The organism is Marinactinospora endophytica (assembly GCF_054780875.1).
Genome location: NZ_BAAGVM010000006.1, coordinates 101,292 through 121,204, shown reverse-complemented (window position 1 = coordinate 121,204; position 19,913 = coordinate 101,292). Strand labels below are relative to the sequence as shown.

19 protein-coding genes, 1 tRNA gene and 1 pseudogene are annotated in these 19,913 nt (G+C 68.1%); all 21 read right to left on the bottom strand.

The genetic code is table 11. From position 1 onward, the window contains the following. Nucleotides 1-115 precede the first annotated feature (115 nt). On the bottom strand, nucleotides 116-1,156 hold the full coding sequence (locus ACYVHU_RS13465) for a MinD/ParA family ATP-binding protein (protein WP_078762174.1): 1,041 nt from the start codon (nucleotides 1,154-1,156) through the stop codon (nucleotides 116-118). A gap of 898 nt (nucleotides 1,157-2,054) precedes the next feature. Then, nucleotides 2,055-2,471 (bottom strand): hypothetical protein, encoded by a 417-nt coding sequence (locus ACYVHU_RS13460; RefSeq protein WP_498948668.1) that lies wholly within the window; start codon nucleotides 2,469-2,471, stop codon nucleotides 2,055-2,057. A gap of 31 nt (nucleotides 2,472-2,502) precedes the next feature. Further along, nucleotides 2,503-3,108, bottom strand: a complete 606-nt coding sequence (locus ACYVHU_RS13455; RefSeq protein WP_498948667.1) for a hypothetical protein — start codon at nucleotides 3,106-3,108, stop codon at nucleotides 2,503-2,505. Continuing rightward, nucleotides 3,105-4,478, bottom strand: a complete 1,374-nt coding sequence (locus ACYVHU_RS13450) for a hypothetical protein (protein WP_078762171.1) — start codon at nucleotides 4,476-4,478, stop codon at nucleotides 3,105-3,107. Before ACYVHU_RS13450 ends, ACYVHU_RS13455 begins: the two co-directional genes overlap by 4 nt. A gap of 735 nt (nucleotides 4,479-5,213) precedes the next feature. Continuing rightward, the gene (locus ACYVHU_RS13445) at nucleotides 5,214-5,864 is read right to left on the bottom strand and encodes a C40 family peptidase (RefSeq protein ID WP_235000989.1); all 651 of its coding nucleotides are present in this window, start codon (nucleotides 5,862-5,864) and stop codon (nucleotides 5,214-5,216) included. A gap of 30 nt (nucleotides 5,865-5,894) precedes the next feature. After that, the gene (locus ACYVHU_RS13440) at nucleotides 5,895-6,425 is read right to left on the bottom strand and encodes a hypothetical protein (protein ID WP_498948666.1); all 531 of its coding nucleotides are present in this window, start codon (nucleotides 6,423-6,425) and stop codon (nucleotides 5,895-5,897) included. A gap of 31 nt (nucleotides 6,426-6,456) precedes the next feature. Further along, nucleotides 6,457-7,518 (bottom strand): OmpA family protein, encoded by a 1,062-nt coding sequence (locus tag ACYVHU_RS13435; RefSeq protein ID WP_498948665.1) that lies wholly within the window; start codon nucleotides 7,516-7,518, stop codon nucleotides 6,457-6,459. Nucleotides 7,519-7,635: 117 nt separating this feature from the next. Continuing rightward, a complete protein-coding gene (locus tag ACYVHU_RS13430) occupies nucleotides 7,636-8,352 on the bottom strand; it encodes a pilus assembly protein TadG-related protein (protein WP_498948664.1) in 717 nt (238 codons plus the stop codon). Between the two features lie 41 nt (nucleotides 8,353-8,393). Next, nucleotides 8,394-8,615: a hypothetical protein gene (locus ACYVHU_RS13425; RefSeq protein ID WP_498948662.1), complete on the bottom strand. Its 222-nt coding sequence runs from the start codon at nucleotides 8,613-8,615 to the stop codon at nucleotides 8,394-8,396. A gap of 109 nt (nucleotides 8,616-8,724) precedes the next feature. Then, nucleotides 8,725-9,462, bottom strand: coding sequence for a response regulator (locus ACYVHU_RS13420; RefSeq protein WP_078762167.1), 738 nt, complete (start codon nucleotides 9,460-9,462; stop codon nucleotides 8,725-8,727). Continuing rightward, nucleotides 9,459-10,703 carry a sensor histidine kinase gene (locus tag ACYVHU_RS13415; protein ID WP_235000987.1) on the bottom strand — a complete coding sequence of 415 codons (1,245 nt, stop codon included), beginning with the start codon at nucleotides 10,701-10,703 and terminating at the stop codon, nucleotides 9,459-9,461. Before ACYVHU_RS13415 ends, ACYVHU_RS13420 begins: the two co-directional genes overlap by 4 nt. A 22-nt stretch (nucleotides 10,704-10,725) precedes the next feature. Then, the gene (locus tag ACYVHU_RS13410) at nucleotides 10,726-11,634 is read right to left on the bottom strand and encodes a type II secretion system F family protein (RefSeq protein ID WP_200813643.1); all 909 of its coding nucleotides are present in this window, start codon (nucleotides 11,632-11,634) and stop codon (nucleotides 10,726-10,728) included. A 32-nt stretch (nucleotides 11,635-11,666) separates the two neighbouring features. After that, nucleotides 11,667-12,596, bottom strand: coding sequence for a type II secretion system F family protein (locus ACYVHU_RS13405; protein ID WP_078762165.1), 930 nt, complete (start codon nucleotides 12,594-12,596; stop codon nucleotides 11,667-11,669). Beyond that, complete coding sequence (locus ACYVHU_RS13400) at nucleotides 12,593-13,945, bottom strand: TadA family conjugal transfer-associated ATPase (RefSeq protein WP_078762164.1); 1,353 nt, start codon at nucleotides 13,943-13,945, stop codon at nucleotides 12,593-12,595. The genes ACYVHU_RS13405 and ACYVHU_RS13400 overlap by 4 nt, the downstream gene beginning before the upstream one ends. Nucleotides 13,946-13,970: 25 nt before the next feature. Then, the gene (locus ACYVHU_RS13395) at nucleotides 13,971-14,357 is read right to left on the bottom strand and encodes a TadE/TadG family type IV pilus assembly protein (protein WP_078762163.1); all 387 of its coding nucleotides are present in this window, start codon (nucleotides 14,355-14,357) and stop codon (nucleotides 13,971-13,973) included. Between the two features lie 3 nt (nucleotides 14,358-14,360). Further along, on the bottom strand, nucleotides 14,361-15,974 hold the full coding sequence (locus tag ACYVHU_RS13390; protein ID WP_078762162.1) for an AAA family ATPase: 1,614 nt from the start codon (nucleotides 15,972-15,974) through the stop codon (nucleotides 14,361-14,363). 3 nt (nucleotides 15,975-15,977) lie between these two features. Continuing rightward, nucleotides 15,978-16,736, bottom strand: a complete 759-nt coding sequence (cpaB, locus tag ACYVHU_RS13385) for a Flp pilus assembly protein CpaB (protein WP_078762161.1) — start codon at nucleotides 16,734-16,736, stop codon at nucleotides 15,978-15,980. Between the two features lie 38 nt (nucleotides 16,737-16,774). Next, nucleotides 16,775-17,848: a hypothetical protein gene (locus tag ACYVHU_RS13380; protein WP_498948659.1), complete on the bottom strand. Its 1,074-nt coding sequence runs from the start codon at nucleotides 17,846-17,848 to the stop codon at nucleotides 16,775-16,777. Nucleotides 17,849-18,192: 344 nt separating this feature from the next. After that, nucleotides 18,193-18,268: transfer RNA gene (locus ACYVHU_RS13375), tRNA-His, on the bottom strand. 75 nt (nucleotides 18,269-18,343) lie between these two features. Then, nucleotides 18,344-18,985 carry an oligoribonuclease gene (gene orn / locus ACYVHU_RS13370; protein WP_078762160.1) on the bottom strand — a complete coding sequence of 214 codons (642 nt, stop codon included), beginning with the start codon at nucleotides 18,983-18,985 and terminating at the stop codon, nucleotides 18,344-18,346. 91 nt (nucleotides 18,986-19,076) lie between these two features. Next, a pseudogene (locus tag ACYVHU_RS13365) lies at nucleotides 19,077-19,913 on the bottom strand (hypothetical protein); the annotation flags it as partial.

Below are 19,913 nucleotides of genomic sequence, written 5' to 3'. Positions count from 1 at the left end.
GCCCCGGGCCGGCCGCCACGGCCGGCCCGCTCGGACCCGCGTCTTCGCCGACCCCTCTCCCGGCGAAGGCGCGTTCCCTTTTCCGGGGCCCCCGGCCCCGCACCTTCGAACGCTGTCAGCCCGCCGCGAAACCGGAGGCGACCTCCACCGCGAGCCGGAGGTAGGCCCGACGGGTGACCGGGCGCAACACGGCCGGCTCCACGGCGGCCCCCGCCGCGAGACCGGCGTCATGGGGGATCGTCACGACGGACCGGCAACGGAGCGCGAACCCCGCAGCGGCGCGGTCCGACCCCGGCTCCCCGCGCCCTCCGGCGGCGCAGACCGCCACGACCGCGCCACGCGCAAGGACGTCGTGCCCCTGACCGCTCAGCCGGTCCAACGCCCCCGTCACCCCGCGCACCCCCTCCGGCGACGGCGGCGTCACCAGCACGATCTGGTCGGCCGACGACAGGACCTCCTCCAGCAGGGGACGCGGGAGGTCGGCGTCGCAGTCGATGACGCACACCGAGTAGAAGCGTTCGGCGACCGCCGCGAGATCGCGGTACTCCCGGGCGGTGAACGCCTCCCCCACGGGCAGCGGGGCGCAGGCCAAAAGCTCCAGGCGGGACCGCAGCTGCCCGGTGTAGGACCGCACGTCGGCGTAGCGCTTCAACGTGTCCCCGGCCGCCAGCAGGTCCCGTACCGTCCGTTCCCGGGGCGGGCGCGCGGAGGCGTGCCGGGCGAGGGCGCCCCGACCGGGGTCGGCGTCCAGGGCTATGACGCGGTCGCCGCGCCCCTCCGCCAGTGCCGAACCGAGCCCCACCGCGGTCGCGGCGCGCCCCTCACCACCGTTGATCCCCAGCACCGCGACGCGGTGATGCCCCCGATCCGCCGGCGTACGCGCCCGATTCCGGAACTCGCGCCGGCGCAGCTCGTCCCGCGACTCGCCAGGGTTCAACAGTCCTCCGGTCAAGGTGAACAGGGCGCGCCTCCAACCTCCCGGCGGAGGGGGCCGGCCATCCCGCAGCAGGGCTGTCGAGGACAACTCGTCGTCACGGGCCCACCCGGTCGGGGCGGGGGCCCGATGTGCGGCGGGCGGGGGCGCGGCCGGCACGCCGCCACCCGAGGGCGGGACGTCGAAACCGGCGGGCAGGGCCGGGCGGTCCGGCGCCCCCACGTCTCCCGCTCCTCCCGGGGAGGCCTCGGGAACGTTGGCGTGGGGGGAGGGACCCTCGGATCGCGGAACAGGCGGGGGAGCGGGGAAGGAGGACACGGGACGGGTCTTCCTGGTCAGCGGTTTCCCGCGGGATCGAGACGGGACGGGTAGACCCGCATCCTACGCAGCGCGATCGAACGAGCACGTAACGATTCCACGCCCACCATGGGGCGGTCACGGTGCGTGGCCGAGGGAGGGGACTTCGGCGTGGCGGACGGAGTGACCGGGCCGGACCGTTACCGCGTTCGACGCGCTAGGCGCCACCCGATCGAGTAGCGGCGGGCGGGCGGAGCGCGGGCGCGCTCACGGTACGTGCCGGCGGCTGACCGGATACGGCCAGGTCCTGCGGCCGGGGGCGGGGCCAGTGGCGGGCGCGAAGGGCGGCGGGCGGCAGGTTCCGCCCGGCACGGCCCGGAGAGGACGCGTGAGGCCCGGCTCCCCTGCGCGGTGAAGGGGGCCGGTTCCTGTTGTCCGCGCTCACCGGGCCGGTCGTCCCACTCCTAACGCCCCCGTCGGGTTGGGCGCCTCCCGTGGAACCTCGGCCCCGTGCCGGGATCCTCCTGTCGGCGGCCGCCTGCCGCTCGCCCCGCGCCCGCCCAGGACGGGAGGGCCCCACCGCGCGTCTGGGCGCACCGATGTCACCGCGCGCTGCTCGCCTCCTCTGTTCGGCGAGGGCGCGTCGGTCCCGGCCCCATCGGCCGGGAGCCGTCGTGGCGCCGGCGTCGGCCCGCGCACCCCCTCGCCGTCTGGTTCCCGGCACGGCATGGGCCGGGGCGCCTGACCGTGGCACGCCGACGGCGCAGGACCGACGAGCGCCCACGGTCCCGGTGACCCCGTCAGGGAGTGGCAGACGTTCAGGTCAACGGTGGGGGCGGGAGGGGCCGGTGCGGGGAGGGCGCAGGAGGCGCGCCGACGCCCACCCCAGCGCCACCCCCGCGACGCGCAACACCGTCAAGGCGGCGACACCGGCCGAGCCGGATTCGCCCGCGAGCAACCACGACGGCACCGTGTCGATGAGGACCGTCGCCACCGGGACGGTCGCAACGCCGAACGCCCGGCGTGTCGGCCCTCCCGGCCACGACCGCGGATAGCCCAGGCCCGCGGCGAGCGTGGTCGCCAACGGGACCAGCAGCGCGCCCGGACCGAACAGCAGCAGCACCGCGCCGAGCTCCCCGCTGGCGCCTTCGGCGATCCGCGAGGTGACCGACGCGGTCGCCAGGGCGGTCGCCACCAGGTAGGCGACGAGCGCCGCACCCCAGGAACGGATCAGGTCCACCGGTCCGACTCCTCACCCTTCGCCCGGCGCGTCACCCGGGAACGCGAACGGACGACACGATCTCCTCCAGCTCCTCCTCGCTCAGGTGGTCGGTCAGCCCGGTCAAGCGCAGCACCACGCCGTCCCCGCCCTCCAGGACCACCGCGATGTCGACCCCCCTTACCTGGCCCGACCTGCCGTCGGGATGTTCGTAGTGGTAGTCGCCGCGCTCGGAGTCGGCCGCTCCGGGGACCTCGAACCCGGGATCACGCTGGGGAGGGGCGGCCCGCATCTCGAACCGCACCAACGACAGGGACTCGAACGCGAGCTCGCGGGCATCCGCGACGTCTCCGAACGCCGTGATCACCCCCACCTCGGCGACCGGCCTGTCACCGTCGCGCAGCTCGTGCAGGCCCTCCCAGGCCTCCGCGCGTTCGGAGGGCGGTTCCACCGCCACCCAGCCGGCGGGGACGCCGTACGCCAGTCCGCCGGCCCGCACCTCGGTGAAGCCCTCCGGCGGCGCGGGACCATGCCCTGGGGCTCCCGAACAGGCCGTGAGCGCCAAGCCCGCGGTCAACCCCAGACAGGCGGTTCGGCGGGCGACGCGGAACAGGTCGACCGGGTGCCGTCCCCGGCGTCGGGGCCATCGTGTTCTCATCGGGAACATCCCTCCCAGGCAACATAGTCGCGGCTGGTCCCGTCGGGGGCGCCGAGGTAGCGGGCCTCGGTGACGTCGAGCCTCTCATCTCCCCAGGTCGCCCCGATCCCCAGGGCCACCCCCAGCTTGCCGCTGACCCCCACCTTCTGGACGTCGCTCGTCTCACCGTAGGAGACGCTGCTGGTGCGCCCCTCCTCGAACAGCAGGCGGTCCATGGGACTCGGGTCGGACACCAGCTCCGTCGGTGCCATGTCGTCCCAGGTCAACGGGAGCACCTGGTCGTCCCAGAACACGCCGAGCCACTCCTCGACGATCGCCCGCTCCTCCGCGTCCTCGACATCCAGCTCGGTCGTGACGACTTCGGGGCCGTCGGCACCCCGTGTCGTGCGGGTCAGCGCGATCGAGACGATCTCGCCCCGCGCGTTCTCCTTGATGCTGAGCGAACCACTGGTTCCCGGGCTTTGCGTCCAGTCGCCGACGACCCAGTCCGCGCCGATCGAGGCCGTCCCGCCCAGCTCGTAGACCGTGCTGGTGGAACCGTCACGGCCGTCGGTCTCCCTGCTGAGCACGCTGGTGACCCCGACCGCGCCCTCGGCCCGTAGACGCGGGGAGACACTCCACTCCGGTCTCTCCTCCGCCGTGGGCGAATCGGACCGCCCGCCGCCGTCCCCGGGACCGCTGCCGAGTCCGCCGCCGAGCGACGCCGACGCCTCGAGTTCGGCCCTGCCCGACACCCGCGTGATGTCGGGATCGCGGATCGGATCGGGCTCGTCCCCGAACAGCCAGGTGCCGATCGGGTTGTGCTGGAGCTGATACTCGTACAGCTCGTGCTCGTCGATCAGGTCGCGAAACGCCGTGGCCTCCTCCGCGGAGTCGAAGACCCAGGTGCTGCCGTTGGCGACCGACAGCGCCCCGGTGAGGGAGACGTCGCCGCCCAGCTCCAGCGCCCTGCCCACCCCCACCCCGGCTCCCAGCCCGAGCGAGGCCTCCAGCTTCGCGGTGTCCACGACGGTCAGGTGGGTCCGGCCGTCGGAGTAGTGCTTGGTCAGGTAGGAGACCTCCTCGCCGAAGGTCACCACCACGGTGAAGCTCATGCCGGACACCTCGTGCTCCTGCGAGACCAGGCACTGCGCGGGCTCGTAGTCCTCCTCCGCCACTGGTGGCGGGACGTCGCAGTCACTCCCGAAGATCGCGCAGATGACCTGCTCGATCCGTTCCGGCAACGAGGTCCGGGGGAGACCGATCACCAGTACCGCCAGTACGGCGGCGGCCAGTCCGACCAGGGCGGCGTATTCGAGGAGACCACCGCCTCGGTCGGAACGGTCGCGTGGCCGCAGGGGAAAAAAGGGGGAGGGGGGCGAAGGGGACATGGGAACCCCAGACCGGAGTGGGCGCGGTGGAGCATTGCGGGATCAGCGTGATCCTAGGAAGGAGGCGTCGTGCGGACGAGAGTCCGCGGGATCAATCGCAACCGCCGCGAAATAGGTCCAAGGACCCTAGAAAGGGTGTCTGGGACGCTGCGGTCGGAGCCGGGTGGAACGGCGGGGGTCGACCGGCGGCGCAGGCCGTTGGGGGCGCCGGCCGAGCGCGGGCGCGGTGCGGTGGTCGCGACGTGGGGATGTCCGTCGACCGCGATCGCTTCGTCCCGCTCCCGCCGTTCTGGTCGCGGCCCACCGGTTCGCCCGACGCCGCAGTCTCGGTGCCTGGGCCGCCGGGCCAGGGCCGGGTGCTGTCCGGGGCGGTCTCCGGTCGCCATGAGCAGGTCCGGGCCGTCGCGGAACGTCCCCTCGATCTTGTCCCACGTTCCCACTGGGAGGCCGCTGCCCGTGGGCACTGCGGCATGGGGTCCTGAGCGCGGAGACGGGGCGTCCCCGCCGAGGAGGGCGCCGGACCGCACAGCTACTCGAACGTTGCGGCCGCGGACGCCGTGCCCACGGTCTGCCTTCGCTCACCGTCCCGGGCACGGCCTGGCAGCGCCGGGTGGGCGCTCGGCGGAGAAGGCGGCCGGGGCGTATCGGCCGGGCAGGGGCTTCCTCAGGCCACGGTCACCACGGTCTGGGCCGCTGGAGTGAGGGAGAAGACCCTGTCCCGGCCGATACGGGGGCTCACTTCTGGGGCACCCGTCCCGCGCCGACCCAACGGGACTTCCAGTAGTCGTTGAACGGGACCACCTGTACCGGGTTGCCCGCGTGCACCATCATTCCGTCGCCGATGTACATCCCGACGTGGGTGGGGGGCGGGCCGGGAATCGTCTGGAAGAAGATCAGGTCCCCCGGTTGTAGATCGGCCATGGAGACCGGGGGGAGGGCGGCGTGCTGAGGCCAGGTGGTGCGGGGGATCTCGACGCCGGCCGCGCGCCAAGCGGCCTGCAGGAGGCCCGAACAGTCCCAGCCGTCCGGTCCGGTCCCGCCCCAGACATAGGGGTCACCCTGCTGCGACAAGGCGAACTGGATGGCGACGCGGGCGTCCCCCTCCCCTTTGATCTCGCCGTTCCAGACCGTGGCGGGAGAGTACTGGTAGATGTCCGGCTCTTCGGGACGGTCGTGCTCGGTCCAGGTCTCGCCCCCGCACTCGGGCCCCTCGACCAGGCACACCATCTCGCGGACACTGTCGTGGAACTGATCGCCGATGGGGGACTGCGCCACGCTGATGATGATCCCGGCGGCGAGGGTGACCAGGACCCCTGTCTCGACGAAGTACGCACCGCGGTCGTCACGCGGTTTTTCCGGAGAGAAGCGGACACCGAATCTCGCCACCGAAGGCTCCTTAAGGTCAGGGGAACGTGGTCAGCCGACCGGTACATCCTTGATGGGAAGAAAACCTGGAATCTCGACGGTCACGGTCTCGGTGTCCTCGGAAAGCTGGTAAGAGGCCCAGTAGGTCGTTGATTCACCAGGCTCGGTGAGGAGTTTGAATTTCGCTGGAGAGTGATCGGCGCCAGCACAGAGACATTTCTCGTTAGAGTCAATGAAAGGATTGTATCGGTAAGAGTTTTCCTCGTCGATTAGGGCCACTCCGCTTCCGTCGTGTGACCCTTTATAGTAGTAGATTTTGTTTCTCATTTCCCCGAGGCTAATAGTTTCAGTGCTGTTGTTATGTAGTGTCCAAGTGAGGGATGTGTAACCTCCTGTGGAGGACCTCTTTAGCTCGTTTACTTCAACCTCGGCTCCTTCCCAGTTGGTTCTGCTTGAGGCGCTGCTTCCCAGGGAAGGAATTGAGGGATTTTCGGGGGTGGGCGACTGCTCTGCGGTACTCGCGTGGGAGTTTGGAGACGATGCTATTGTCGATGCTGTGAAAAGAAAGGCAAATGCGATCAAAGGGGAAACGTATCTGAGGTGCATTAATGACCTACTTTGCGAAAGTTATGGTGACGCGACGGTTCTTTTCGCGTCCTTCCTCGGTCCTGTTGTCGCCGACTGGATCGCTGGATCCATGGCCCGCAACTTCGAAGGTAATGTCATTTCGGGACAGAATTTCTTCAAGGCGGGCTTTGACTGCGCTAGCGCGCTCTTCCGACAAAGGATTATTTATGGAGTCATTTCCGGTGTTGTCTGTATAGCCGTCAATTTTCACCCAGTCTCCGGGGGAATTTTCTATTTCCTCGACTACTTGCCTTAATGATTCTTCTGCTTCAAGGGTGAGCGTTGACTCGTTCACATCAAAAAGAACGTCGGATGAGAGAATGACTGTAGTCTCGTCGCCGGATTCACTTCTAGAGTTCCCATCTTCCGTGCTGTCTCGGAACGCGGTGATATCGATTATTTGAGGATCATTAACTGGCGCTTCAGATATATCTTTATTTGAGGGGGAGGCGTTTGTGATAGGGATGTCTAGAAAGTCGGGGGTTACTGGAGTCGTTACGGAAACCTGGGTAACTTCTTTAGGGGGGGAGGGGTAAGCGGCCCAAATTTCGATACTCTCTCCGGGGGGTAGATTTTCCTCCCCCTTCCAGTTCGAGCAGTGACAGGTTTCGCCATCGGTGAGCTTGAGTGGCAGATGACGCTTGTTATTCGACGTGTCAATCAGGGAGACTCCGTCTGGAGAGGCGGCTTCCCCTCCTAGTTCAGCTAAAGTGTAGAGCGTCTGGGCTTTTTCTTGGCCCTCATTAGTGACTCGCATGTTCAAAACGAGCATGCTCTCGCTATGGCGCTCAAGGGAGAGGATTTCAAAGCGAAGCTGATTTCCAGGTGAAGCACTCGCAAGCGAGGTTGCGATAGCTTCCTCAGCTTCCTCCGAGGTTTTTGGTGCTGCAGAACTTTCACCGTTTCCTTCGGTGGTGCTTTCAGGGGAAGGGGGGGAATCAGTATCCAATTGACCCACGCAAGAGGAGGCCAAAAAGATAACCGCGATAATGCACGCGGATAGGCGAACTGAATGGATGAATTGGTTTGTTGGGCCCGTTGTGCCCATGCTGCACCTTTCGGTGAGTGTTTATCTGCTCCGCTTGCCTTGTGAATTTTTATGTAAAAGCTCTGTAAATTTAGCGAATATTGATGGGTGGTCTCTATGTAGTTCTGGATGCTTTGGTTATCCGAGTGGCGGGTCCGCTTCTTCTGACGTCTCCTCTTCGGTCTCGATGGAGTTTAGTGGGCGATAGAGCCATCGTCCTTCTTCTGATATAAGGCGTGTCTCTACCATTCTTTGGGCGGTGGCAAAGTCTCCGTATGCAATAGAGACTCCGTCGCATTCTACGCCGACTATCTGGTAGTTGACGCCGAAGGTGTAGTTACAATCAGGCACCACGACTTCAGCTATAGCTGAGGCGTTGCCTATGTTTATAGGGACATCGCCGTCTTCTTCCTCTCCTGTGCAGACGATTTCTGACCAATGTCTGCTGCGGTTTTCTTCTAATTCACGTTGACAATTGGCGCCTCGTATTTCAACTCGGATTATATTTCCAGTCTGCCCCATATTGTTGTCGCTAGCGCGTATACTGCTCAGAATGGCGCCATTCTCGCGGGCGTATTTATCTGCGGCAGACCTGGCAGCGGCCGGTGTATGCTGTGAGTGGAAAGTTATTCGATGTTCGGCGAGCGCGCGAGCTGCATCATCGCGAGCAACTCCTACGGCTGCTAGTGCGGCAGCGTCAGCAGCTGTCTGGGCTTGGGAGCGTAGATCATTGGCGTTTCCAATGCGAATGAAGAGAAGTGCGAGAGCGAGCAAGGAAAGGGTTAAGCCGACAAGCAGGAACAGGCTCGCCTGTCCCTGCTCATCGACTTTTTTGGATCTCGGTGAAAGTTTCATAGAAATTTTCTTAGGTTTAGCTTGAGATCCGAATGAAGAATTTAGTTTCCGAGGATTTCACTAATTTCTGTTGTAATTCCCTCCATGATCTGTCCGCCAATATCAGTACCAAGGACCACTCCGGCGATCGCGCCGACGAGGACGATGATCGCCGCGTACTCGACGAAGCCGGCTCCCTCGTCGCCGTGGGCGCGTAGGGCGTGCGTTCGGTTGGCCAGGGCGGTACGGGCCTTCACGTAGGCCGAGACCAGCGGGTTCTGCATTTCAACACTCCTGTGAGGGGCTGGAAGCCGTTCCGTCTTCCTGTCTTCGCGATGGAGAACAATCTAGAGAAGAACACGTCGGGCGCATAGGGCCCCGAGGCCCAATCGGTCACGGCCGGGACCCCGTTCCCCAGCGGCTCCTTCTGGGACCGGTGGTGGGCACCGGGACGCCGGGGAGATGCCCTTCTGGGACGGGGTGGCCGTTCCAGCGGGCGATGGCCGCGGCTCGTGTCCCCACTCGGAGCTTGCGAAAAATGCGGTTGATGTGGTTCTTCACCGTCTTTTCGGAAAGGAACAGCTCGTGGGCGATCGCGGAATTGGAGAGGCCGCGCGCGGCGCAGGCGAGGATCTGCGCCTCGCGTTCGGTCAACCCCAGATCCTGCGCCGAGGGTCGCTCCGATCGGGATTCCGGGGCCGCGCGCATGGCGTCGAGGACGGCCGTCGCGGCGACGGGGGAGAGAGGGCTTCCCGTCCCTCGGACCACCTCGCGTAGGGCGCGGCTGAGTTCCGGCAGGGTGAAATGGCCGTGTACCAGGTATCCGCGGGCTCCTCGTTGTAACGCGGTGTGGATGGTCGCGGGGTCCTCGGTGTGGGTCAGCATGATGACCCGGCACAGTTCGCTGAGCTCCTCGACCGTGTCGACGCCGTCGCGGACGGGCATGCGCACGTCCAACAGCGCGACGTCGGGGCGCAGCTCGCGCGCCCGCTGGATGGCTTCGGCGCCGTCACCGGCCTCTCCGACGACGACGAGGTCATCGGCCGTCTCCAGAAGGGAGATCAGGCCCGCGCGCACGACGATGTTGTCGTCGACGGCCAGAACCGTGATGGGGGGAGGGGAGGGGGTCATCGCACCGTCCTCTCAGGGGTGGGGGTGGCGGAGGCCAAGGGGACTCGGAGCGTGAGCCGGGTTCCCTTTCCCGGCGTCGATTCGATGGTCAGGTCTCCGCAGGCGCGCCGTGCGCGTTCGACCATGCCGACCAGGCCGTAGTGCCCGGGAGGGCCGGAGGGGGCGTCATGCTCGTGGGGGATGGGGGCCTGGAACCCCCTCCCGTCGTCGGTGACGTGCATGACCAGGTATCCGGGGTCGGAGGTCCCCTCCCGGTGATCCGCGTGCTGAACGGTCAATTCGACGGTGACGAGAGTCGCCCACGCGTGCCGCTCGATGTTGGTGAGGGCTTCCCGGAGGACGGCCAGTGCCTCGTGCCGCGCGGTGACCAGGAGGGAGGGGGGATACCGGGGGACGCTTAAGTCGGTGGCGATCCCGGTCTGACCGGACCACGTGTCGAGGACCGTTTCGACCGCGTCGGTGAAGGGCATCCCGGCCGCTTCGTCGCGGAGGTCGGCGATGAGGTTCCGCGCCTCCTGGGCGGCGGTCTCCGCGGCGACCACCACCTGCGCGGCGGCGGCCTCGGCGCGTTCGGGGTCCTTCTTCATCCACAGGGGGAGGGCCTGCGCGGCCATGGCGGCGCCGCGCAGGGTCTTGGCCACCGAGTCGTGCATGTCGCGGGCCAACCGGGCGCGTTCCTCGGCCGCCGCGGCGGCCAGCTCCGCGGCTCTGCGGCGTTCCTGTTCCAGGGCGAGTTCGGTGAAGATCTGGCGCAGACGCCATCCGCTGTATCCGGCCACCGGATACAGCAGCGGGTGGACGACGAGGAACTGGAAACGGAGAAGCTCGCCCGTACCGGGAGCGGTGATGAGGGAGGTGTGGGAGAGCAGGGCGGCGGTGTAGCCGAGGATCTGGAAGGCGGTGACGGCGGCGATGCCGCGAGGGCCGAACAGCACACCGGCGGCGGTGCTGGTCAGGACGGTGGCGATGAAGAAGGCCCCCGAGGGGCCGTCCACGGCGAGGATCGACACCGCGATGAAGACGTCCGCTGTGATGAGCAGCGGGTGCCGCAGCAAGTAGGGGGTGAACCGTTCCCAGTAGCGCCCCAGCATCAGGGACAACAGGGCGTAGAGCACCATCAGCACGACGGTGGCCGGAGACAGCCGCTCGTCGGGGAGCAGGAGCAGGGCCACCGCGATGAGCATGGTGCGTATCTGGATCAGGAGTCGCGCCAGCCGGGCGAGGCGTGGCGTCGTCAGCATCTCCCCACCGCCGTCCATGGGGTCACCCGAGGATGCTGGTCAGGTCGACCTCGGAGCCGATGAACAGCCCGCCGCCGATCAGCAACAGCAGGCCCGGCAGCATGGTGGCGGCCGTGACCGCGGTGACCCTCGGGTTGAGCTGCTGGGCTTTGCGGCGCAGGTACTGGGCGTCCTCGCGGCGCATGTCCATGCTGATCGTCTGGAGCGACTGGGAGAGGGGGGCGCCGAGCTCCTCGGCCTGCTGCAGGGCGGAGATGAACCTGCCCAGCGACTCGTTGGAGTTGCGCTTGCGCAGCGCCCCGAACGCCTCCCTGCGACTGGTGCCCAGTTCCATCTGGCGGAGCGCGATCTGGAACTCGTCGGCGAGCACCCCCGGCATGGAGTCGGCCACCCGTCCCAGGGCCTGGCGGAAGGCCAGCCCGGACCCGACGGTCACGGCGAGGACGTCGAGGAAGTCCGGAAGCTGCTTTTGGATCTTCTCCTGGCGCTGCTGCGCGCTGGTGTACAGGGAGAGGTCGGTCAGGGCGACGAAGGTCAGCACGAGCAGGGCGAAGAACGGCGAACCGTTGAGCAGCATGAGCAGGGCGACGCCGCCGTAGAGGATGACCTCGCCGGCCTTGCGGCGCACGTAGCGCGCGACGGTGAGGTTCTCCGGCCGGCCCGCGGCGTCGATGCGGAGCTGGATGGCGGCCTGGCGTTCCGGTCCCAGCCACTCCAGCAGGGCCGCCCCGAACGGTCGTCCGGCCAGTTCGGTGATGCGGTGGAGGATGAAGGTGCCCTCTGCCCGTTTTCTCGGGGGCGCGCTGACGAGGTCGGCCGCGATGTCGCTCTTGCGGGTGACCAGATGGTAGCCCCACACGGCCAGGACGACGCACAGCGCCCCGGCGAGCCCGAGCAACAGGATCAGGGGGAAGGTGAGGGTGATGTTCATGGTGGTGTGCTCTCAGGGGGCTCGGAACGGGGTCAAAAGTCGATTCGGGCCATCCGGCGGATGAGGACGAAACCGGTGGTGAACAGCGACAGGGAGACGCAGAGGATGATCAGCCCGGCCGGGCTCTCGGTCATGCGCGCCACCGTTCCGGGCATCGTGAGGTTGAGGAGGAACAGGGAGCCGATCCCCATGGCGAGCAGCGCCCAGGCGGTGCTGGTGGTCTCGCCCAGGATGGTCTTGACCTCCCGCCGGGTCTCCTTGCGGCTTTCCAGGGTCTCGGAGATGTTGCGCAGCGCGGTGACCAGCGCGCCTCCCGAACGGGCGGAGACCAGCAGGGTCGAGATCAGCACGCCGATCTCGCGTGAGGGCATCCGCCGGCGCATCTCCTCGATGGCGGCCTCGAAGGACTGGCCGAGCTTGATGGACTCGGCCGCCCTGCGCAGTTCCGAGCCGGCCGGATCGTCGAGCTCGTCGGCGGCCATGTCGATGGCGGTGGGCAGGGCGAGTCCGGCCGAGGTGGCGTTGGAGAGCACCCGGGCGAGTTCGGGGAGTTGGGCGGTGAACGCCTCGCGGCGCCGTTCCTCCTGCCGGCGCAGGTAGGCGTAGAAGAGGAAACCGACGAGCCCGGCGGAGAGCAGGCCGAGGAGCGGCGCGAGGATCTGCCAGACGAACACGATGGCGAGCACACAGGCCACGGTCAGCGACAGCAGGAACGTGGAGACCTTGACCCGCACCCCCGAGCGGGCGAGGCGTCGTTCCACGGCCTTTCCCAGGTCGGTGCGGCGCAGCACCACGTCCAGTCGGGCCATGGGGTGGTTGGCCCGCCGTTCGACCTCCTCCAGGACGCTCCGCGAGGCGAGCAGCCGGCGCTGGGCGAGTCCGTCGGCGAACACCACGATGCCCCACACCAGGACGGAGAGCGTGGCCGCGGTACCGGCCAGGATGATCAGGGTGTGGTTCACAGCCGCCCTCCGAGGGAGTAGGAGAAGGGGGTGCCGTTGGAAGGCGTGGCGGAGGAGACGCCGAAGGAGGCGGGGACCGTCTCGCCCGCGTTGTAGACGCGCGCGGCGATGTGGCGGGGGAGCGGGAAGCGGTGGAACTCGCCGGTGACCTTCTGCTCCACGTCCATCCGGTGGGGCTCGAAACGCAGGAGGGGCTCCAGGCGGAATTCCTCACGCCGGGTCGAGGCCACCACCGAGACCTCGGAGACCCGTCGGCTGCCGTCGGGGTAGCGGCTCAGGTGCACGATCACGTCGATCGCCGCGTTGATCTGGTCGCGGATGGCCTCGAAGGGGACCCGCACCTCGCTCATCGAGGCCAGGGTGAGGAGCCGGTGTACGGCGTCGTCCGCGGAGTTCGCGTGCAGGGTGGCCAGGGAGCCGTCGTGGCCGGTGTTCATGGCCTGCAACATGTCGAGGGTCTCGGCGCCGCGGACCTCGCCGACGATGATGCGGTCGGGACGCATGCGCAGCGAGTTGCGGACGAGATCGCGGATGCTGATGGAACCGGCGCCCTCGATGTTGGGCGGGCGGGACTCCAGCCGGATGACGTGTTCCTGCTGGAGCTGGAGTTCGGCGGAGTCCTCGATGGTGATGATGCGTTCCCCCGAGGGGACGAACGCCGACAGCGCGTTGAGGAACGTCGTCTTACCGGTGCCGGTACCACCCGAGACGATCACGTTGAACCGGGCCCGCACCAGGGAGGCGAGGAGGACGCCGGTGGCCTCGTCGAGGCTGCCCTTTGCGATGAGCTGCTCGACGGTGAAGGGCTTGGGGAACCGCCGGATGGTGATGACGGGACCGGTCAGCGACAGGGGCGGGATGATGACGTTGACGCGCTCCCCGGTGGGGAGGCGGGCGTCGACCATCGGGCTGGACTCGTCCACGCGGCGGTTCACCTGGGAGACGATCCGGTCGATGGTCTGGTAGAGCTGTTCCTCGCTGGCGAAGGTGGTCTCGATGCGCTCGACCCGTCCCCGGCGTTCGATGTAGACGTTGTCGGGGCCGTTCACCATGATCTCGGTGATGCTCTCGTCGGCGAGCAGGGGTTCGAGGACGCCGAGCCCGAGGGCCTCGTCCACGACGCGGCGGATCATGTTGCCGCGCTCGCGGTCGGACAGGACCGGTCCTTCGCGGGAGATGATGTGTCCGACGACCTTCTCCAAGCGGATCCGGCGCTGCTCCAGGGTGAGCATGGCGAGGTCGTCGAGGTTGATCTCGCTGAGCAGGCGTTGCCGCCAATGGGCGACGCTGCCGCGGTCGGATTGCTGGTCGACGAGGCGGTCCTCGTCGAGACGGTCTTTCAGTCCCATGGGCCTTACCTGCGTGGGGAGAGGGTCAGACGGGCATGTCGACTCTGCGGGTGATCGTGATGTTGAGATCGGCGATCTGGAAGGCGACCGGTAGATCCACCCGCACTTCGGTGTAGTAGCCGCCGTCGTCGCGGGGGCCGGAGGTGATCTCGGCCTCGTCGAGCCAGTCGGGCAGTGCTCGCCGCGCGGTGTCGACGGAGCCGGTCAGCCCCTGGGTGCCGGCGACCCGGGCTCCGGCCCGGGCGGCGTGTTCGGCCCGTTCCACGGCGACGAAGCAGATGAACACCTCCAAGGCCACGGCGACCATGATCAGGAACAAGGGGAAGTAGGCGGCGAACTCCAGGATCTGGGAGCCGCGGTCGTCCCGGGGACGGCCACGCGGCGGCCGGAGGGGGGCCTGCCTGGCTTCCATGCGTCACCTCTCGGGGATGACCATCGCCCTGTCGCTGATGTTCCACGGAGTATCGAGTCCGGGGAGCACCGCGGGCATGGCGATGGTGACCGTTACGAACGTGCCCTCCTCGTCCTGGACGAGTTCCAGGGCGAAGGTGTCCTCTTCGTTCCAGGGCGCGCGGATGCGCTTCTTGGCCTCCTCGACGATGGCCTCCTCGTCGCCGGGGGTGATGGCGGCCTGTCGGGCGCCCTCGTTGGCGGCGTGACCGGCGTACATGCCGGTGAGGCCGATCAGGATGACCTGCCAGGTCAGCAGGAGGGCCAGGCCGAGGAAGGGGACCAGTGCGGCGAACTCCACGAGCAGCGCGCCGGAGTCGTCGCGGCGGGAGCGCCGTCCCTTGGCCGGGACGGCGGCGGGACCGCCCACGGTCTCCGGGGCCGGGTCGGATTCGGTGGACTCGTTCCCGTCGTCACCGGGGGTGTCGAGCATTCCGAGCTCACCGGCGAGCCTGCTGAAGGAGCGGAGGAGTGACTCGTCGGTGAGACGGGCGGGGTCACCGGTGTTGGAGGCCTCCTCCAGCGCCCGGTAGGCGGCGGGGACGGGCGTGCGCAGCATGGCGGTGCCCAGGAGCTTGCGGGCGAAGTCGGGCTGGATCTCGTTCTTGCGGCTGTGCCGCATGAGCAGGGCCGTCACGTTCTTGCGGTCGCGGATCTGCAACCGGTCCCACATCGCGACGAGCCGTTGCGCGCCGCGCAGCGCGGGGAGGTCGGGGGTGACCAGGACCACGGCGGTGTCGGACAGCTCGATCGCCATCGCGGTCGCCTCGGTCATCGTGGTCCCGCAGTCGACGATGACGAGGTCATAGCGTGAGCGCAGCGCGCCCAGGACCTGCCGCGCCCCTCGGGCGGTGACGTCCTCGCCGCGCTCCCCCTCGTCGGGGGCGAGCAGGATGTGCGGACCGTCCGGATGGACGTAGAGGGTGTCGGCGAGCATGGCCGCGCTGATGTCGTCGGCCGCGCCGACCAGGTCGACGATGCTGCGCCGGTGTTTCAGGTCGAAGTATCCGGGGATGTCCCCTGCCTGGAGGTCCAGGTCGACCAGGCAGACCACCCGTCCCGCCTTGGCCGCCAGGCGCGCCAGGTGGATGGCGGTGGTGGTGGTCCCGACACCGCCCTTGGCCCCGGTGAAGGTGATGATGGATCCTCGCCGCCCCGACACCGGCAGGTCCAGCGAGGCGGCCTCCAGGTGCCGGCGCAGGGTCCGTGACCATTCGGCGGCCGTGGTGACCCGCGCGCTGAGCTGTTCGATCGTGGCGTTGGTCGGGAGCACCGCGCGTGCTCCGGCCTCCATGGCGTTGGTGAACGTGTCGGGTTCGACCTCGTTGACGACGAGGATCACCGCGAGCTGGGGGTGGTTGCGGGAGATGTCGCGGATGAGGTCGAGGACGGGCAGGGGGCCGAGGTCCTCGTGGATCAGGACGACGTCGAGAGCGGGAAGCTTGGCGACGGTGTCGCCCACCTCGTGGGAGGAGCGGTGGACGCTGACGACCTCGGCCTCGCTCAGCTCCTCGAAACGCGCGGTCAGCGCCGTCTCCAGCTCGGCTGAGGGCGCACCGATCATGACCTGGTAGTTCATCGGTTACTGCTCCCCGTTTCCGGGAGTGGCCCCACCGTTTTGGCCGGACAGGAGATCGGCCTGGTCGGAGCTGCAGAACTCGAGCCCGCCCGGGTCGCCGGCGCCTTCGGGGCTGACCAGGGCCAGCCGCAGCTTGCTGGCGAACCCCTCGGCGTAGGTGAGCTGGAGGGTCTGTTCGGCGGTCAACCTGAAGGTGACGGGCACCACGGCGTTGGTGGCGCCGGTGTTCTCGTCGATCTCCGAACCCAGTTCGCCGACCTCGAGCACCTCGACGTTGGTGAGGACCCGGACCGCGCAGGCGGCCTGTTGGTCGTTGGGCTGGTAGGCGGCGTAGACGTCCACCCGGGACTGTCGGTCGACCTTGCCGGCCACGCCGGTCTCCGCGTCGATCATGATCGCGATCTCGCGTTCGCCGTTCTCCAGCTCGGGGGCGGCGATCACCATGCTCTTCTGTAGGAGCGATCCCGCGTTGAGGAAGGTCGCCGACACGACCTGACGGCCGGGTTGCTCGACGGCCTGGGAGAGGTCTGAGAGGAACACGTCGGCGTCGAAGAACTTCGCGGGGACCTCGTACTCCTCGATCATGTCCTCGGTGATCGGCTGGTAGGGCGGCACGTCCTGGGTCAGCCGCAGGGCGGTGCGGTAGCTGCCCATCTCGTTCTGCAGCGTGTTGACGTAGGAGACGACGGTGAAGAAGACCGCGATGGCGCCGATCCCGGCGACGATCATCAGCATGACGCCGCGTCGTTGACGGGGGTTCATGACGCTCCGTTTCTAGATGGGCTCGGGGGAAGAGGGGCCTAGCGGCGGACCGGCTGGGACGGCGCGTGCAGGTGGGGGTCGACGTTGCCGTGGTCGACCCGTCCGTCTCCGGCCGTCTCGCCACCGGCCGGGAGGAGGGAACTCGCCGGACGACCTGGCAGGCCGTCCATGGGGGCGGACGCGCCTGGACGGGCCGGAGCCGGTTGTGTCGGGGCGGGCACCTGGGCGGCGCGGGAGTAGGAGGGGGGCCGGCCGGCCGGACGCTGGTTGACGGCTCGGCAGAAGGGACACTGGGCGGCCGTCACGGGTTCGCGACACCAGGCGCAGGCGGTGGGGCGCACCGCGTGCGCGGGCCGGGTCAGGGAGTCCTGATGGGCGCTGAAGGCGACGAACTCGATGTACTTGGACGACCCCCAGTATTCGGCGCCCAGGGGTTGTTCGGGCAGTTTCTGCGCCGAGACGGGCTGTAGTGCCGGGAGGAACCGGGAGTCGAAGGACTCCGTGTCGGCTCCGCCGCCCGCGGAGACGAGCATCTGTACGGGGTCGACCGGACGGAAGGGGATGTTGGGGGTGGGATCGCCGCGCCGGACCCGTCCCACCTGCTGAATCGGTGCGGATACCGCGAGGAAGGTCACTTTCGGGGCGTAGGAGCCCATGTGCTGGCCGACCGTGATGGGGATGGTCGACAGGTTGCCGACGTTCTTCAGCCAGGCGCCCGCGAGGATGTGGCGTTGCAGTTCGTCGGCGAGGGCCGCGATCAGGCCGGAGGGAAGGTAGGGAGCCAGGTAGGCGAGCTGGTCGGCCATCAGGGAGAAGGCCAGCGGTGAGAGGTCGACCTCGACGGCGGCGATGTGGTCGGTGCGGAAGGAGCCCCGGGCGAAGCGGATGGCACGGCGGGCCCGTTCGGCTCGCCACTTGGGATACAGGGCCACGACCTTGCGGCCCGCTGCGAGGTGCCCTCCGGCGAAGTCGAGGAAGGCGTCCGCCTGGGTCGCGAGGTCGGGTCCGTCCAAGGGGAAACGCCGGGCCTGGGCGTCACCGAGTTGTCCCGTGGTGGGAATGTCGGCGAGCAGGGCGACAACGCTCACCGACCTGGGACGGGCGTTGGACACGGGCAGGCTCCTGGGGGGTCGAGCGCTTGAGCTGAGGTCCTGGGAGATGGTTCACACTAAGGGACGGTGGTGACTCCACGCTGACGTATCGTAACGAGTGTTCGAAACCGCCTGCCAGGGAGAAAGCTCCCTGTGGACAGGGACGGGACCGGCTTTCCACCGTGCGTCATGGGATACCGGGAAGGCAAGAGGGGTCTTACCCCAAATAGGGCGGTTTGTTGCCCTATGGCCGGTAATGGACATGGGATGGGGGCCGGAACGGACCTTCCGGCATGTCCATAGCGGGGACGGGTGTCCGGAAAAGGAAAAGAGGCGCGTCGGTGGTGACCGACGCGCCTCTCGCGTGGGGTGAGTGACGGGACTTGAACCCGCGACATCTTGGACCACAACCAAGTGCTCTGCCAGCTGAGCTACACCCACCACGACCGCGGTTCCGAAGTGACTTCGGCGCCTGCGCTCTAGAAAGATTCTAGCGGGTCTTGGGGAGTGCTTCGCTCACCTTTTCCCGTCGATCGCGTCGGGGGCGGTGAGGACACCCGTTCCACCGCTGGCGACGTCGGCCGCGATCGCCCGCGCGGTGGCGGTGTCGGGGCCGGGCTGGGGCACGAACGCGGCGGCGCGGTAGTAGCGGAGCTCCTGGATGCTCTCGGTGATGTCGGCCAGCGCGCGGTGCCCTCCGTGTTTCTCGGGGCTGGCGAAGTAGACCCGCGGGTACCAGCGCCGCAGGAGCTCCTTGATGCTGGAGACGTCGACCATCCGGTAGTGCAGGTGCTCGTCGATGCGGGGCATGTCACGGGCCAGGAAGGTGCGGTCGGTCGCGATGGAGTTGCCGCACAACGGAGCCTTCTTCGGCTCGGGGATGTAGCGCTTGATGTGACCGAGCACGAGTTCCTCGGCCTCCTCCAGCGTCACGCCCTTGTCGAGCACGTCGAGCAGACCCGAGGTGGTGTGCATCTGCGTGACGAACTCCCCCATCTGGTCCAGTGCCGCCTGCGGCGGCTTGATGACCACGTCGATGCCCTCATCGAGCTGGTTGAGGTCGCCGTCCGTGATGAGACAGGCGACCTCGATCAGCGCGTCGTGTTCGAGGTCGAGCCCCGTCATCTCACAGTCGATCCACACCAGGCTGTCATTCATAGGGGACAGCTTAGGACTTTTTCGCCGGTCCGCTCCGCCGCGGTGGAGGCGCGCCCCCCGGACCGGCGTGGTCCGGGGGGCGCGCCTGGGATCAGAGGAAGGGGAGGTAGATGCCGAACCACTCGCCGAGGAAGTCGTAGGTGCCGGAGAACTGGAGGTAGCCGACGACGAAGAACACGACGGTGATCAGCAGGACGAACACGAGGCAGCCCAGGCAGCCACGGCAACCGCGCCTCTTCTTCTTCGGGGGCGGAACGGGGTAGGGCGTCGCCCCGGAGGGACGCCCCCAGGCGGGTCCGCCCGCCGGCGGGGCGGGAGCGGGGCGGCCGTGACCGGCACGCGGGTCGTAGGCGGGGGCGGGCTGGGGATAGGGAGAAGGGTATCCCTGGGGCGCCGGAGAACGGTCGCGCTTCTTGCGCGGCGCCGCCGGCGGGGAGTAGGGAGGGTACTGCGGGCCGGAGGGCGGCTGGTAGGGCGGGTACTGGGGGCCGGTGGCGGGGGGAGCGGACGGGCCCGCCGCCGCGGAACCGAACGGGGGGGCTCCCTGCGCCGGGTGGGCCGGGGGCGGGGGGCCCAGCTCGCGGCGCCGCCGCTCCTCCTCCGCCTGTCGTTCGGCGCGCTTACGTGCCTCCTCCTCGGCCCTGGCCCGCTGTTCCTCCTGCCGCCTCTTGCGATCGTCGGACAGCTCCGACCGGTACTCCTGCAGTCCCTCCCTGAGGTCACCGAGGAAGCGGTTGAACTTCGACCCCTTCTGCTGCTCCCCGTCTTCGTCGGAGCCGGAACCGGCCGCCGCGTTCGGGGTCGTCTCCCCGGGACGTAGGACGGAGGTGCGGGGAGCGTCGTCGTCGGTGCGGGGTGTGGGAGGGACCGGGTCGATGCGCATGGTGGCGTCGGCCCCGGTGGGGTGGGTGTGGTCGGTGAGGTCGGC

What these genes read in the sequence shown, in the direction of transcription:
- ACYVHU_RS13425 (WP_498948662.1), bottom strand. Translation starts at nt 8,615, where the DNA reads ATGCAGAACCCGCTGGTCTCGGCCTACGTGAAGGCCCGTACCGCCCTG.
- ACYVHU_RS13450 (WP_078762171.1), bottom strand. Translation starts at nt 4,478, where the DNA reads ATGTCCCCTTCGCCCCCCTCCCCCTTTTTTCCCCTGCGGCCACGCGAC.
- ACYVHU_RS13435 (WP_498948665.1), bottom strand. Translation starts at nt 7,518, where the DNA reads ATGGGCACAACGGGCCCAACAAACCAATTCATCCATTCAGTTCGCCTA.
- cpaB (WP_078762161.1), bottom strand. Translation starts at nt 16,736, where the DNA reads ATGAACCCCCGTCAACGACGCGGCGTCATGCTGATGATCGTCGCCGGG.
- ACYVHU_RS13430 (WP_498948664.1), bottom strand. Translation starts at nt 8,352, where the DNA reads ATGAAACTTTCACCGAGATCCAAAAAAGTCGATGAGCAGGGACAGGCG.
- ACYVHU_RS13410 (WP_200813643.1), bottom strand. Translation starts at nt 11,634, where the DNA reads ATGAACATCACCCTCACCTTCCCCCTGATCCTGTTGCTCGGGCTCGCC.
- orn (WP_078762160.1), bottom strand. Translation starts at nt 18,985, where the DNA reads ATGAATGACAGCCTGGTGTGGATCGACTGTGAGATGACGGGGCTCGAC.
- ACYVHU_RS13395 (WP_078762163.1), bottom strand. Translation starts at nt 14,357, where the DNA reads ATGGAAGCCAGGCAGGCCCCCCTCCGGCCGCCGCGTGGCCGTCCCCGG.
- ACYVHU_RS13400 (WP_078762164.1), bottom strand. Translation starts at nt 13,945, where the DNA reads ATGGGACTGAAAGACCGTCTCGACGAGGACCGCCTCGTCGACCAGCAA.
- ACYVHU_RS13415 (WP_235000987.1), bottom strand. Translation starts at nt 10,703, where the DNA reads ATGCTGACGACGCCACGCCTCGCCCGGCTGGCGCGACTCCTGATCCAG.
- ACYVHU_RS13455 (WP_498948667.1), bottom strand. Translation starts at nt 3,108, where the DNA reads ATGAGAACACGATGGCCCCGACGCCGGGGACGGCACCCGGTCGACCTG.
- ACYVHU_RS13390 (WP_078762162.1), bottom strand. Translation starts at nt 15,974, where the DNA reads ATGAACTACCAGGTCATGATCGGTGCGCCCTCAGCCGAGCTGGAGACG.
- ACYVHU_RS13420 (WP_078762167.1), bottom strand. Translation starts at nt 9,462, where the DNA reads ATGACCCCCTCCCCTCCCCCCATCACGGTTCTGGCCGTCGACGACAAC.